Annotated in this window: 11 protein-coding genes; 3 read left to right on the top strand and 8 right to left on the bottom strand. The window is 58.7% G+C overall.

The window, feature by feature from the left end:
- Window positions 1-66: 66 nt before the first annotated feature.
- Window positions 67-804 (bottom strand): hypothetical protein, encoded by a 738-nt coding sequence (locus ACR2R1_RS17460; RefSeq protein WP_156880608.1) that lies wholly within the window; start codon window positions 802-804, stop codon window positions 67-69.
- Between the two features lie 743 nt (window positions 805-1,547).
- On the opposite strand from ACR2R1_RS17460, the gene ACR2R1_RS17455 reads away from it, so the two are divergent.
- Window positions 1,548-3,737: a TonB-dependent receptor plug domain-containing protein gene (locus tag ACR2R1_RS17455; RefSeq protein ID WP_434111186.1), complete on the top strand. Its 2,190-nt coding sequence runs from the start codon at window positions 1,548-1,550 to the stop codon at window positions 3,735-3,737.
- Window positions 3,738-3,955: 218 nt separating this feature from the next.
- On the opposite strand, the gene ACR2R1_RS17450 is transcribed toward ACR2R1_RS17455, so the two are convergent.
- The 4 genes from ACR2R1_RS17450 to ACR2R1_RS17435 form a co-directional block, all read right to left on the bottom strand.
- The gene (locus tag ACR2R1_RS17450; RefSeq protein ID WP_434111183.1) at window positions 3,956-5,647 is read right to left on the bottom strand and encodes an autotransporter domain-containing protein; all 1,692 of its coding nucleotides are present in this window, start codon (window positions 5,645-5,647) and stop codon (window positions 3,956-3,958) included.
- A gap of 275 nt (window positions 5,648-5,922) precedes the next feature.
- A complete protein-coding gene (locus ACR2R1_RS17445; RefSeq protein ID WP_156880611.1) occupies window positions 5,923-6,642 on the bottom strand; it encodes a response regulator transcription factor in 720 nt (239 codons plus the stop codon).
- A gap of 239 nt (window positions 6,643-6,881) precedes the next feature.
- Window positions 6,882-8,525, bottom strand: coding sequence for a sensor histidine kinase (locus ACR2R1_RS17440; protein ID WP_077728628.1), 1,644 nt, complete (start codon window positions 8,523-8,525; stop codon window positions 6,882-6,884).
- A gap of 309 nt (window positions 8,526-8,834) precedes the next feature.
- Complete coding sequence (locus ACR2R1_RS17435) at window positions 8,835-9,047, bottom strand: hypothetical protein (RefSeq protein WP_086133981.1); 213 nt, start codon at window positions 9,045-9,047, stop codon at window positions 8,835-8,837.
- A 437-nt stretch (window positions 9,048-9,484) separates the two neighbouring features.
- Here ACR2R1_RS17435 and ACR2R1_RS17430 point away from each other — a divergent pair, with 437 nt between their 5' ends.
- Entirely contained in the window at window positions 9,485-10,999 is a 1,515-nt protein-coding gene (locus ACR2R1_RS17430) for a CAP domain-containing protein (RefSeq protein WP_434111180.1), read from the top strand.
- 521 nt (window positions 11,000-11,520) lie between these two features.
- The gene (locus ACR2R1_RS17425) at window positions 11,521-12,147 is read left to right on the top strand and encodes a hypothetical protein (protein ID WP_434111178.1); all 627 of its coding nucleotides are present in this window, start codon (window positions 11,521-11,523) and stop codon (window positions 12,145-12,147) included.
- A gap of 420 nt (window positions 12,148-12,567) precedes the next feature.
- Here the strand turns inward: ACR2R1_RS17425 and ACR2R1_RS17420 are convergent, their stop codons facing one another.
- The 3 genes from ACR2R1_RS17420 to ACR2R1_RS17410 form a co-directional block, all read right to left on the bottom strand.
- Entirely contained in the window at window positions 12,568-13,866 is a 1,299-nt protein-coding gene (locus ACR2R1_RS17420) for an RICIN domain-containing protein (protein WP_168183861.1), read from the bottom strand.
- 348 nt (window positions 13,867-14,214) lie between these two features.
- Window positions 14,215-14,373 carry a hypothetical protein gene (locus ACR2R1_RS17415; protein ID WP_208110268.1) on the bottom strand — a complete coding sequence of 53 codons (159 nt, stop codon included), beginning with the start codon at window positions 14,371-14,373 and terminating at the stop codon, window positions 14,215-14,217.
- A gap of 98 nt (window positions 14,374-14,471) precedes the next feature.
- Complete coding sequence (locus ACR2R1_RS17410; RefSeq protein ID WP_434111176.1) at window positions 14,472-14,648, bottom strand: Mor transcription activator family protein; 177 nt, start codon at window positions 14,646-14,648, stop codon at window positions 14,472-14,474.
- Window positions 14,649-14,895: the final 247 nt, after the last annotated feature.

The raw sequence follows: 14,895 nt of genomic DNA, 5'->3' as shown, positions 1-14,895 counted from the left end.
CCGCCGTCGATTCAGCCAACATTCCTTGAGTGCCATCCAGCGGTATCGGGAGAGAATCGGCCGGCATCATTTGCATGGTCGGTTGCCGCCGCCGGGATCGCCCATGAGCAGATACAGCACCCGGTCGTCGCCGCGGCGGCCCGCGCTGTAGTCCGCCAGAGCGGTCTCCAGTTCCCCGTTGGGTCCCGCCGAAACGAGCCGTGCATTGCCCGGCAGCCACACATCATCGCTATCGCCGCAGACGCCGTTGCGGTTCAGATCGTCGCAGGGAATCTGGAGCAGGATCGGATTTCTGCAATAGCGCTCGGCGTCCGAATTCGTGCATTCGGGCGCATGGCGTCCGAATCCGTCGAGAACGCCCGTGTCGCCGTTGGCCAAACCGTTGATGAAACGGCCGCTGTTGCAGCTCGCGTCGGAAAAGCTGCAATGGGCCTTGCGGACGTCGATCCGCACGCCATCCGTCAGGTACGGGCCGCGCCAGCCGCGCCCGCTCGCAGGATCGAAGGTCCGAAGATGCGGCGGCAATGACGCCGGGTCGAACAGGTCGCGGATCGAGCGCGGAATCTCGCCGACGTCGGCACGGTATCCCCCAAGGCCGGCCCGTCCGCCCAGAATCGCCGTGCGGATGGCGCCCAGGCTGGCGTCGGTGACAGCGCATTCGGCCGCGAAATCGTCGCCGCGCACGAGCGACATCACCACGCCTATCGATACCGAGACGATGACCAGTACGGCCGCGCGCTCGGCCAGAGTCATCCGGCGGCGCGCCTTGAAAAAGCGGTGTAGCGGTTGGTTCGACGCGATCATGTGCGGTTTACTTGGTTGGTCGGATCAGCACCGGCGAGACTTTGATAACAGAAAGCGTGCCATTGGTTTAAACGATTGATTTGCCGCACTCGGTTTGATGAGCACGGCGAGTCCGGTTCGTGCGCCCTGGACAAAACGCCCGGTGGCACACGGGAAATAGCACAGAGCACCGGGGCGAATGGCGCACATCTCGCGCGCAGGGTACGAAAGTAGATCGGAAATCGCTTTTAAACGCAAACGGCTGCCGCCGTCGCAACGCTTCCGGGTACTACGGTTTCGTCGGCAAATGATACCAATCTGCGACAGCTGACTCGCGTCTATATTTTTTCGGCGCAGGAACCCGCCATGAAGGCTGCTTTCCAACCCATGCAGAACACCCCTGCTGCGACAAACGCTTCAGCGCTTCGTCAACGCTCTGGCGAATCGCCGACCGACCGCGGTATTTGCCACATCCGCCCCCGTGCCGGCCGCAAGATTTGGTTCTGGGCTGCATCGCCTTAGCCGTAACTCGTGGCGGAAATTCAAGCATCTACCAAATCTTGCCTTCCTTAAGTCGCCAAAAGTGAGCGATATCCCTCACAAAAGCGAGGCATTTACCACACACTACAGCGCCAAAATTGGGGAAATAATCCTTAAACATTTGATAATACGATAATGTTTTAATGTGGTGCAGTCTTTGCCATAACGCTCCGCGTCGGCGCCCGCCGTCCGATTCTCTTGTGTGTACTTAGATGAGGTTATGCGTGAAAAAGACTGTGTTTAACGAACGATTGACGAAGGCGCTGACCGGCGCCCTGTCATTTTCCTGCGCGATCTCGGCATTCGCCGCCGACAAGACGGAAAGCCAAAGCGGCGATGCCGTGCGACTCGAAAAAATTCTCGTGACCGAATCGTGGACACCGAATTTCAAGTCGCTGAACACCAGCGAACTGACCGGCAAGACCATAGCCAGGAAGCAGTCTTACACCAGCGATACCGCTGCGCTTTTCGACGACGTGCCGGGATTCAGCCGCTATGGTTCGGGCGGATTATCCAGTCTCCCGGTGATTCACGGCCTCAACGACGACCGGGTCAAGGTACGGATCAACGGCATGTCAATCACCTCCGCCTGTGCCAACCACATGAATCCGCCCCTGTCCTATATCGATTTGCGCAACGTGGAACAGGCGACGGTCGTGGCGGGCATCACGCCGGTCAGTCTCGGCGGCGACAGCCTCGGCGGAACCATCATCCTCGATTCCATCACTCCCCGTTTCGCCACGGCCGAGGAAGGGGCGATATTCGGGGGCAGTATTTCCTCGTTCTATCGCACCAACGGCGAAGCCTTCGGCGGCAGCGTGACGCTCAACGCGGCGGGCGAGCACATGGCCTTGTCCTATACCGGTTCCCACACCGAGAGCGACAACTACAAGGCGGGCGGCGGCTTCGAGGTCAAATCCAGCCAGTACGAGGCTCAGAACCACTCGATGACCCTGGCGCTCGGCAACGACGATCATCTGCTCGTCGTCAACGCCGGGCAGCAGAACATTCCGCGCCAGGGCTTTCCCAATGCCCGCATGGACATGGTCGACAACGACAGCACCTTCGGCAATGTCCGGTACAAGGGGAAATTCGGCTGGGGCGATCTGGAAACCCGGTTTTACTACGAGCACACCGAGCACGAGATGAACTTCCTGGAGGACAAACGACCCGGCGACATGCCCATGAAGACGAAAGGCAACAATCTCGGCTACCAGATCAAGGCGGAAATACCGCTATCGGATCGGGATACCCTGCGCATCGGCAACGAATATCATAGCAACGAACTGGACGACTGGTGGCCGCCGGTCGCCGGCAGCATGATGATGGAACCCGACATCTTCTGGAACGTCCGCAACGGCGAACGCGACCGCATCGGCACATTTGCCGAATGGGACGCCCGCTGGAGCGAGGAATGGAGTTCGCTGCTCGGACTGCGCCACGATCACGTGAGCATGAATGCCGACACCGTGCAGCCTTACTCCTCGACGTCGATGATGCAGCGCGCCGACCAGCGGGCGGCCGGCACCTTCAACGCCAGAAGCCGCGACCGTACCGACGACAACTTCGACGTGACCGCCCTGGTGCGCTACACGCCGAACGACACCAGCCATTTCGAAGCGGGCTACGCGCGCAAGAATCGCTCCCCTAACCTTTATGAACGTTATGCCTGGGGTTTGGGCAGCATGGCCATGTACATGAACGGCTGGTTCGGCGACGGCAACGGCTATGTCGGCGATCCCGATCTGGAGCCGGAAGTAGCGCATACCATAAGCACCACGTTCGGTTGGCATGACGCGCAGCAACAGGAATGGGACGTCAGGATCACGCCTTATTACACCTATGTCGAAGATTACATCGACGCGGACCGCTGTCCGGTGACCGCCGGCACGCCGTGCACGGCGGCCAATCTGGCGGCGACCGACGGCTTCGTGTTCCTCAAGTTCGCCAACCATGACGCTCAACTCTACGGCGTCGATTTCTCCGGCAAGGCGCTCCTGGGCGACACCCGATTCGGGCGCTTTACCGGCCGGGGCGTGCTGGGTTATGTCCGCGGCGAAAATCTGGATACCGGCGACAACCTCTATCACATGATGCCGGTCAACGGCAAACTGACCGTCGACCACCAGTGGGGCGGCTGGAACAACGCCGTCGAACTCCAATTGGTGGCGTCCAAAACCGATGTGGCGGACGTCAGGAACGAACTCAAGACGGGCGGCTACGCTTTGGTCAACCTGCGCACCGGCTACGAATGGAAGCATGTCCGCATCGACGCCGGCCTCGACAACCTGCTCGACAAGAACTACGACTTGCCTCTGGGCGGCGCCTATCTCGGTGCGCGCCCGTTTGTCTATGGCACCGCCCTGCCCGGCATGGGGCGCTCGGCTTACGTGGGGGTGACCCTGACGTTCTGACGAGCGCGTCCCGGAGCGGCTTCCAAGGCCGGCGGAATTTCGTGCGATGCCTTGAGCGTTTTTCACCACAGTATAGCGGGGTGAAACGGGAACTCGGCACGCACACCCCCGGAATGCAGGCCAAAATAAGCTGGTAGGTCGGCCATCCTTTGCCGACAATGATGTCGGGAAGGGATTCCCGACCTACTGGGCGGCGCTACGCCAGACCGAACAATGTCCTAAAACGAAATTCTGACGCCGGCCTCGACGATATGACTGGACACGGCCTGCTGGCCTAACCGGGTTTCATAGCGCAGAAAAGCGGCGTTGCCGCCGGGCAAGGTGGCGGCCAATGATCCGCCCAGATTGAAATAATCGCGGTCCGGAGCCGAGTTGGAGATGGAGAAGCTGCCGGTGCCGGCGGCCGCGTCCGCGAAACGGACGCGGAGGTCGCGCGAACCATTCTGGTACTGGTGTTCCCACTCGAAGCGAATCGACGGCGTCAGCACCGCCCAAGGCAGGCTGAACGACCGGCCTATCTGCGCGCCCAGATCCGTGGTCAGGGAATGATCGTCCTGGCTGCCGAAGGCCAGGCCCAGGCCGCCGCCGCCTTTTTCCTGGTAGGCGTCGATCTGGAGCTTGGCATACTCCATGCGGAGGTACGGGTTCAGGTTCCATTCGCTGATCGCGAAATCCTTGCCGAAACTGACGGCGAAGCCGTACTGATTGCCTTCCGGATTGCTGCGCGCCCGCGACGAAAATCCGGTATAGCGGATATTGCGCTTCATGTCGTAATCGTGGCGGGTGAAATTTCCTATCCAATCCACGTAGAAATCCGCCGGCAGGTAATAACTGCCGTAGAAGGAGCCGTGGTAGGAATCGGTGTCCATCGCGCCGGAATCCTGGCTGAAGACGGCGGAGGTGCCGTCGTAGCCGAACGCGAGGCCCAGGATCAGCTGATCGGTCAGCCGGTAATCGGCACCCAGGGTAAGGCCGCCGGTCGTGAACCGGTAGCCCTGCTCCTCGCCGGTAGAGTCCCTGTCGCCGCCGTTGAATCGGCCCTGCACGAAAAACCCGAAGGGACTGTCCCGCAACGGATCGTCCGGTCCGTCGCCCGCCGCACCGCCCGATTCCTTCCCGAGCGCACGCGCAAGCTGGGCGTAAGAAATGTTTCGGCCGTCGATATTCATGGCCAGGTCGAGACCGCCGCCGCCGTGCCGCAGTATGGTCAAGCGCTGCTTCAGGTTGGCCATGCGCCCGGTGCCTATGCGCAGCGGCATGCTGGTTTGGGAAGCCACCTGCTCGGGGGTGATCAGGCTCAAGGCGGCGATCTTCTCGGCGTCGGTCAATCCGGAGCCCAACAGATCCGAACAGCGCTGGGCCAGTTCGCCGGTGGCTCCGTCACAGGCCCCTACCAGGGCATTGGCCACGGAGCGCTGGTTTTCGGTGAGTCCGGGAAGCTCGCTGAGCGGCGTTGGCGTCGGTGCCGGAGTGGGCGTGGTTGGCACAGGCGTGATGGTGATGGTGACGGAACTGGTCGGAAACTGAGCTGCGGCGCAGGGGCCTTCCGACGAACTGTCGTTACAAGTCAAGCTGAGTGTGAATGTCCGCTCGGAAGCCAGACTCGGGTTGTTCACGATGGGAATCGTGATGGTCTGGGTTTGCGTCAATGGTCCTTGTTCGCGATCGAAGCTCGTCTGCCCGCTCACCCCGGTATAGTCCGCCGGAGCCGTCGCGGTACCGTCGATCGTTATCCAGGTTACATCAAGAGTACCGAATACGTCAGTCTCACTCGGACCTCGCGAATAGGTGAGCGTGATGTCCACCGACCCGGCGTCCGCGCGCACCGAAGGCGCCGTTGGACTGACCGTGACGGTATCGGCCAGTGCCAGGTGTTGGTATCCGCCCAGGGCAATCGCGAGCGCCGCCATCGACCATCGTAAAGGGGTGATGAAAAAAAGAAGGAACCGTGTAAAACATGATTCTTCCCCACGGGAGCCCCCACCCCGATATTCGCCTGCGGACAGGCCATGGATAACCCTATTCATGAGATGCACCTGGTGATGAGTTCGAACAATCGATTTGCCCGAATTATTTATTGTTCGTAATCCGCCGCCCCCGGAAGCCCACTTCGGGCATGCAGATAATACCGCAACGGATCGGCGTGGGCGCACATGAGTGTGCTTCAGCGTCCCCTGCGCTTTACTCAGGCCTCTGCGCCACCCTGGGCGATCGCGTCCGATTCCTGCGAGGCGTCCAGCTTGTAGCCGTAACCCCGAACCGTCTTGAGAAGCTTATGGTCGTAATTCTCATCGATCTTGCGCCGCAACTGGCGGACGTACACGTCGACCACATTGGTCATGGGATCGGCGCTATAACCCCAAACCTGCTCCAGAATCCGCGTTCGGCTCAACACCTTGCCGGGAGCCTTCATGAAACTCTCGAGCAGCGCGAACTCCTTGGGCGTCAGATCGATCATCTGATTGCCGCGCCGGACCTCATGGGTCTCCTGGTTCAGCACCAGATCGGCGATGCGGAGTTCCCTGGCCTCGCTCTTGATCCCTATTCCGCGCCGGCGCATCAGCGCTTCGATGCGTGCGAGCAATTCTTCGAACGAGAAGGGCTTGGTCATATAGTCGTCCGCCCCGGAGCGGAGACCGGTCACCTTGTCCTGCACCGTATCCATGGCCGTCAGCATGAGTATGGGCGTGTCGACGTGATCGGCGCGCAGGCGCTCGCACACTTCGAGACCGGTAAGATCGGGCAGCTTTCGATCCAGGATGATCAACCGATAGGCCGCCGTGTTTCCCAGAGCGATGCCGTCCCGTCCGGTACGGGCGACATCCACCGTATACCCCTCGGCCTTCAACCCTCGTCTGACGAATTCGACGATACGCTCGTCGTCTTCCACCAGCAGAATATCCAAGGTCTTGTTACCTCTCCCAAAAAAAGCGTTTTATTAGACATTTTGCGCATTCCGTTGGAGCAGGCTCTAGCCCGCGATTCCGAACGGCTGCCCATCGCGGGCTAGGTAGGATGGGCAAAGCGTAGCGTGCCCATCGAAACGTCTTCGTCGGCAAAGGATTGCCGACCTACTAGCCTCGGGCGCTACATCGCGACGAAATCAGCTCTAAAGCCCGTTCCCACAAAACGCCGGCCTTCGAGCTATGCGGCCGATTCTCGGACGTAGTCGAAATCGTCGGCGCTCGCATCGACAGCGCTGTCTTTCAAATCAACTTGCGGCAATGTTACTGCAAATGTCGTTCCCGCTTCTTCGCTGCTGTCCGCCGAAATCTCCCCGCCGTGCGCGGCCACGATGGCTTTTGCGACCGGAAGCCCGAGGCCGGTGCCGTCGTCGCTGGAACGGCGGGCGTTCGTGCTGCGGTAGTAACGGTCGAAGATCATCTTGAGGTCCTGGGCGGGAATGCCTATGCCGTGATCGATGACGCGCAGAAGCGCTTCCGTTCCGTCGCCCTCCAGATCGATGATGATCCGGCCGCCGGCATGCGAATACCGGCAAGCATTGTCCCCGAGAACGAAAATGATCTGTCGAAGCCGCTGTTTGTCGCCGCGGACCCACACCGGCGTATCCGTTACGTTCAGCGTCACCTCGATCGATTTCTCCTGCGCCAGCACACGTATATCCTCGGCCGCATTGACGACCAGTTCGACGAGATCGAGGGTTTCCCACTCGAACTGTAGGTTCGCGGTTTCGGCCCTGGCGAGGAACAACAGATCGTTGACCAGCTTACCCAATTGCAGCGACAGTTCGAGAATGCGCTGCAAGGATTCCTTGTACTCCTCGGCATCCTTGTTCCTCCCCCGAAGCGTCACTTCGGCCTCGCCGCGGATCACCGTAATCGGGGTGCGCAGTTCGTGACTGATATCGGCGAAGAACTGCCTCCGCGCATGATCCATGCGTTGCAGCTCGCCGTTGAGGTGGTTCAGCTCGAGCGTCCGCTCCGCCACCTTTTGTTCCAGCACAGTGCGCGCCTCGCCGAGCTTCCGCTGCTGGACTTCCAGCTCTTGCGCCATTTGATTGAAGTGCTTGGCGAGATAACCGAATTCGTCCCGGCTATCGATGGGAATGCGATAAGGGAGATTGCCGGCCGCGATTTCGTCGGTGCCTCGCATCAGGGCCTCGATCGGCCTTCGGATGCTTCTGAAAAGCATGGCGCCCGCGGCGATGCTGAAAACCACCGAGACGATGGCCGTGCTGATGGAAATCCAGCTGGAAAGCCCGATCAGCCCCATCAATCGCTCTCTCGCCACCAGGGCCCGCTCACGCTCGCGATTGATCGCATCATCGATCAGCGGGTCGAATTTGCGGTCGATGTCTTCCTCCAGAACTTCCGACAGCAGCAATAACGCCGCTTCGCGCCGACCCTCCTGCCGCAGGCGGTCGACCTGGTCGAACCGATTCATGCCGGCTTCGAGCGAGGCGCTCAGACGGGCGATGCTGTCCAGTTCGCTCTGACGGGTCTGCCAGACCTCGATATCGCTGGCGGCGTCCAGGTCGGTTGCCGCGGCTTTCCGCAGGCGTTCTACCGCATCGTGCAGACGCTGGCGGGACATCTCGACATCAGCCGCCGTGCCTTGCTGATCGACCAGGAGCAGATCCATGCGTTGCTTAAAATAGCGATAAGCTTCCCGGTAGAGCTGCTGATAGCGGTCGAACGCCTCGTAAGCCGACTGGCTGCGGGACGAATACAGGGCGATTTTGTGAGACCCCCAGTACAGCGTAAAGCCGAGCACGAAGACAAAACACAGAGAGATGGCGACAACCATCGCCAATCTGATACGCAACATGAGCTATCCCACCGAAGGATGAGGCCGATCGAATCCGGATTTCGTTTCGCCCGTTTTCATCAGCCAATAAGCGACAACAGCCGTTTTATTTGTCGGGGGATAGTAATACGAAAAGCGCCGAATGCCGAATTCGGGCGCATTTGTCGGAAAAGAATTGCCGACCAGCGAATGGATTCCTTTCCACAATACAAGTGCAGAATTCCGCCTCGTGTTCGAGGCTTATTCCTGTGGCAGTTCCTTGAATTTGTCGAGGGGCTTGTAATCCGGGGTCGCCACCAGCCCGGAGCTGGTGGCCGATGATGCTGTCCTTCACAGCCTCGAGATTGCCGCCGGCGACACCGGAATTCCGGGCCAGGTCGCGCAAACGAGGGTGAGGAGATCGAATTCCGGCAGGAGGTCCGCGTCGGCGGAACCGGGCGAGGGAATCCAGTAGGCCAGCCGGGCGTCGGCGCCGTGGGCGCTGTCCGCCATTTCGACCGATGGCCCGACCACCTTGTCGATCAGCGCCAGCAGCCGGCTCACAGCACCACCTGGAAGGGCTTTCGCGTGGGCTAGCCGGCATTGCACCGAAACGGCATATGGAGCCTACATATAGCGACAGCAGCAATAGGATGGGCTGAGCTTGCGAAGCCCATCGAGCGCGAACGATGCCTGTCCTGAGCGAGTCGAAGGGCGCTTCCCGATGGTCAGCGCATCCTATGGACCTGCGCCCTGCCGGGGTCGTTCAGTGAAACGAAAAGAGCCGAAGCCGAACAATAAACCTTGACCCGGCAACCTGATTGACAATTCGCTCGACCCAGCGATATCGTCTTTTTGAAGAAAAACGACGTTTCAAGTTTCTATTCGCCTCTACTGACGGGATGCCGCGGCGATATACTGCGGCCAACCGGCACCCCATGCCTGGGGCGATAGCTGTTCTAAGTCTCGCGGGCTTCCGCACTCCCAAGGAAGGGAAAACCATGAAAATACTGTCTCCGACTGGCACGATGGCGCTCATCCTCCTTTGCGCAACCGTTATGAGTGCCGTAGTAACTCCCGCCAGAGCGCAACCACTGGCAGGTAAGGATACATGTGGCGCCGATGTAAATACCCCTCCGTCCACCATCGACCTTGCAACTCAAGGTCACCGAATACGTAATGCCATCCTTTGCCTTATTAATGCCGAACGCACCAGCCGCGGGCTGGCGGCGTTGTCCGCGAACTCAAAATTGGCGAGCGCCGCCGATGGACACGTGCAACGGGCCGTGACCCTGAAATGGTGGGGTGAGAGCGATCCGCACGTCGACCCGCAGGTTGACGTCGTACCGGGGACCAATCCTCCAATTCCACTGGGACGCAACGAAGCGATCGCGGCACGCATAAACCGCGCGGGATACTGTCCGGAAGGCGCTACCTTCGTGAGTGAGATCGCCAAAGATGGCGCGGGCACCAACGTGACCGAATGTCCGCCTGGCGCCTGCTCGACGCCATTCTTTGCCGTCCACTGGTGGATGAATATAAGCACGGCCGGTCACAGGGAGGCAATTCTGAATCCGGCGATCAAGGAGATTGGCGTCGGCGTCCGTGGGGACGTGGCGAATAAGGATCCGGCGCAGAACGCGCAGAGTGAAAAAGGGGCCTATGTCGTGAATTTCGGAGCGTGTCCCTACATAGTGCAGCCTCCACCCCCACCCCCGCCTGACGGGCAAACGAGAGTTGAAGTTACCTTTACAAAAATGCACGTCAATGACTGCCCGGAAGCTGGCATATGCGATTGGAAACTTACCTGTCGACTTGGTAACCAGCAGGAAACAGAATTCTTTACCATGGTGGAGATCAATACCGGTAAAGATAGAGACATTAAACGCATGCTAGCTCAGGATGGAGTTCTGCCGGTTTCTGTTACATGTACAGTTAAGGAGCGCGATGGTCCGTTCCTTTTCTTCGATGACCCCGTATGGGAACACGTCGGCACTAGCACTGCTTCTATTCAGGTATCTGGAAAACATGACATTCGGATAAATCAAAATAGCGATGAAGGCGATGTCACGGTGCATTTGGATGTGAAACAGCTCGGCTCGACAGCGGGTGGTTTGACACAGCAACCCTCCCCGCCACCAGTTCCAATAGGCTGTCATATCCCAGAAGGTAGCGCCGCGACCTGCGGCTATATGAGCATTGTATGCAATGCCCCATTACCCATGGCTGATGAGATGGTTGTTATGGCCGGTAGCGGTTTTACAACAGAGGTGTATCGAGTCGTCTCTGACATTGGCCTCATCAACGCCGAGTATGGGGGCGAAGGAAATGCCGTGCTGGCAGTATGTGCGAAAAACAGCAGAGGGATGAGTTGCGGTGAGGGTTTCTTTGCCACGCTGGGGCCTACAATCTGTCCCTATTCGCCGCCACCCCCAACCTGTCCGCACGGACAGTTTATATGCCCTGCCCACGGCGGAGTCTGCAAACCGATCACCGATTGTCCCCCTCTTTTATAACATTCACAGGGGGTACACACGCCGGGCAAGGCTTTTCGCTCTTTTCGGTTACACGGGAGCGGAACCGGCTGAGCTCGGACGAAGATCGGCGGCGCGAAAGCACTGGAGGCCTTGAAGAGAAGATTGACCGAGGAAACCGATCCTGACGTCAAGGCGACCATTTCCAAGGCACTTCCCTGAAGCCACAAAACCAGCCATCGAGAGCATAGGGAAAGGGGCCAAGCTCGATTAATGGCAGTGATGCCTAAACTCGGCGCTGGAGAGGGACGCCGCAAAAAACGCGCGTCCCACAGCTTGAGTCGTCAGCCATAACGAGCAAAACGGGTCAGCCCGCGTAGGGCGCATTAGCATTAGCGTAATGCGCCGAATACAATACCTCCTACGGCGGAATACGCGAGTACGCTATTCCGCTCTACAGTCCTTAGGCTGGCCGCCTCGCGCGGCATCCGGTTACTTACATCGTTAGCCATCATTGACTCGTGATCGAACCTGTCCAGTCCTGCGTTTACTGTGGTGTCGCCGTGAGCGTCACAGCCGATCACGTCCCACCCAAGGCCTTCTTCCCACGGCCGCGGCCCAGCAACCTGAAAACAGTGCCCGCTTGCTTTGCCTGCAACAACGCAGCGGGCCGCGACGAAGAGTACTTCTTGGCAGCACTTATGTTCTCGGACGCGGGCGTAACGGAACCGGGAAAGAAACTTTGGAACCAGAAGCTCCAGCGCATGTACGCAAAGAACTTGGGCCTTCGTAGACATATCGGTAGCGCCCTTCAAGCTGTACAACTCACAACGCCTGCGGGCATTCATTTGGGTCGTCGGATGGCGTTCAGCATTCAAGAACCACGCCTCGAAGCTGTAGCCACCAAGATTGTGCGAGGACTGCACTTCCTCGAAACAGGCTCAGCCGCCCCAGCCGACTGGGACGTCATGTGCCTCTTCGTCCGAGAACGTCGTCATGTGGAGGCGGTCGCCCAGTACAACCATATGCTGAATCCCGGCGCGCATTCGTGGCCACAGATCTTTCAGTATCGTCGCGGAGCTGTCCCTGGTCAGCCGTTGAAGTCGATGTGGCTTCTGTGTTTCTGGCGCACCCATATCTTCTGGATCACAACCCAGCCAGGTTCTTCGGATGCATCGAATGACGGCTAACCCTCCCGTCGAGCGGATGGCTTCTGGCAAACTGGCGCTCATGTCGAAAGTTGGACGTCATAATGAGGACCGTAGGCTGAGTTGTAGCGATAGCGAAAACCCAGCGAATCCACGTGTCAAAGAGCTGGGTTTCGTTCCTCAACCCAGCCTACGGCACTCCCCGCCGAGGAGCGGGCAAGCTGCACGGCATGTCCGACCTGTTTGCTACCTGCTGAGCCTCAAGGCCTGCACCGCATCCATAGCTTTAGAAGACTGCAATCAACGCAATTTCAGGATCAGATTAGTTGCCACTATCCGGCGGATTGGGCTGGACCGATAGAGCCGGACGTTACCATGGGGGAGCGAGATTAAACTTACAGGGCAACACGGCTACCCGCTGTACGAGGGCTAATTGTCCCGTCATTAGCCCTCTGTTACGCCTTATTGAAGCAGGTTCTGAAGATCCCTGACAGCCTCACCATAGCGCGTATTGTGACCTTTAACTATCGCCTTCGCCAGCAGGTCTAAGTCAACGTCTGCCATTCTACGTGGCGAGGAAGCGCCCGGCGCATGCTCATAGTTAAAGACAATCACGTCTATAAACACCGGTCGCCGGAGCTGCTTGCCTCCAAGCATCTTAATCAGCGCTCCGGTAATTGCGGGATAAGGTGTAAAGCTGGGGTTGCTAAGCCAATCCCTTAGATCCGCTTCCGGGACGCTGAAATCGACCCCAGCCAAGCGCAATGCATGCATAGCGTCGATTTTTATGGGTACTGCCTGCAGCTGCTCTGCAGATAATGGTTGTTGGATAACGCCCAGCGGTTCGATAGTGAAGTTTATTGTGACCTTGCCTTCAGAATTATCCATTTGCATTGTTCCTGGCCCCGCCGCGCCAAAAGTCCTGGTCACGGTACCTACAACTTCCCAAACATCGGGATCAAAAATGCCGCGATCGAACTCGCGGACCTGGCAAGTGACAGTCACGGGCAGTCCGCTCTCGTGGATAAGTGTGCGGTTTACGTCGATAGTCCCACCTGTATCCTTCTCCACCATTCCCACTAACTCTGTATCCGCCTCATTGCCAATGCCACAGTGAAGCTTCCAATCACAGGCGCCGCCTTCGCGACAGTCATCGATCTTCATATTGTTGACGGTAACGTGGACCTTGCGCGTGACTATGCCTTCGGATGGGAAGGGCATACCTTCTTGCCGCAGACTCCACTGCTGCACATTTAGACCCTCACACTTCGAGAGCATCATCTCAAAGAAGAATTCGAAAGTAGGTAAACAAAATCCGCCGCCTCCCACTTCTGGAAATTCGCAGCCGGGGTCAACGACTGCAACGTCTAAACCCCAGCCCGTCGGCGGCTTGCCAACGCGCGTAGCGTGGGTCAGGCATTTATTGGGGTCCACTCCGACAGGCCGTAAGCGGCTATCAAACGGGAAAGCCCATTTCTGTGCTGCGTTGTCATTGCAGACGCTTACAGAGACGCCCATGCCGGTTCGAACAGGGCCATTCAAATCGAAACACAACTGCGGAGCCGAGCGGTGCATCACAAGACGCGACGTGCCGGGGTCGAACCGAAAATCCTGCGCAGCAGAGCTGTTGCAATCCATCAACGATAACAATCCTCCCTGAATCGATCCCTCAACGCACTTACCCGGAAAGGCCGGGGAGGTGATCGGCTCAGCCCAGGCAACCCGCGCGCCGACCGTCATTATCGCGCTGAGTAGCGACATCGCTATGGATCGACTCAACATCGGCAAATTGTGTCGCGATAGATTGATTTCGACTGCGAGACACCGAGTCGTGCTTGTCCTAGATACTTTGTGCACCATAACAACCTCCCCTGTCCACTGTTGAGTTCCCATGATGGGCGTGAGCGGTATTAGGTGTCAACGGCGCCGCCCGCCCGCCTGCCAGGCACTTCTCCCCGCCTGGAAGGAAAAACGGGTCAAAAAACGGGGCATTTAAAAAACGGGGCAGGCTTTGGCTTTTTGATATTTAGCGTGGCGGATACGGTCACTTACGGAAAGCGTAGCGCTCCCGATTGGGGGAATCGAAACTGGGCGATCCGCAGGGGCGAGTTAAAAGAAGGCTTTGAGGACCAGCGAGAGGACCCCGGCCAGCAGTACGCCCATCATCCACTTGAGCACGGCCAAATCAGTGCGAATGGGGGCCAGGGCGGTTTCCAGATCGGTCTTGGTAACCGATTGGGTGTGGGTGTCGGCGGTTATAGTGGTCATTCAACTCAAGAGATGTCTGACCTGAGAAATATTCCTGCCGGACTTGCGGCGGCTGCGCGAGAGTAGCCTCGGAACCGAAATGGCGTCAATGCCGCGCTTTACTTTCCCACGATGGCATATACCGCCGACCGGCTCAGGCCGTACCGGGCCATCAGCTCTTTCACATTCCGCCCGTTCCATTCGGTCAGGATGCGGGCGTTTCCTTCCTCCCGCGTGAGCGGTGCCTCGGCCGGCTTGTGGCTCAGCCTCGATTCGACGGTCGCGGCGGATCTCAACGGCTTTGTGCACGTCGACGGAGAAGGCGACGGCGGCGATGATCTCGGTGCGGAGTTCCTTGGGCGAGAGCATGGGCTACTCCGGGATGTAGGGCCGTAGGCTGGGTTGCAGCGATAGCAAAAACCCAGCGAATCCACATGTCAAAGAGCTGGGTTTCGTTCCTCAACCCAGCCTACGGCACTGGCTGGAGAAGTGGACTTAGTACTACAGTCGCAGTTATGGTGGACGACCACGACAGCGGCGTCG

This window comes from Methylocaldum sp. GT1TLB, from assembly GCF_051027445.1.
Taxonomy (GTDB): domain Bacteria; phylum Pseudomonadota; class Gammaproteobacteria; order Methylococcales; family Methylococcaceae; genus Methylocaldum.
The sequence above is the reverse complement of the archived record's forward strand: the minus strand, read 5'-3'. Positions and strand labels throughout refer to the sequence as shown.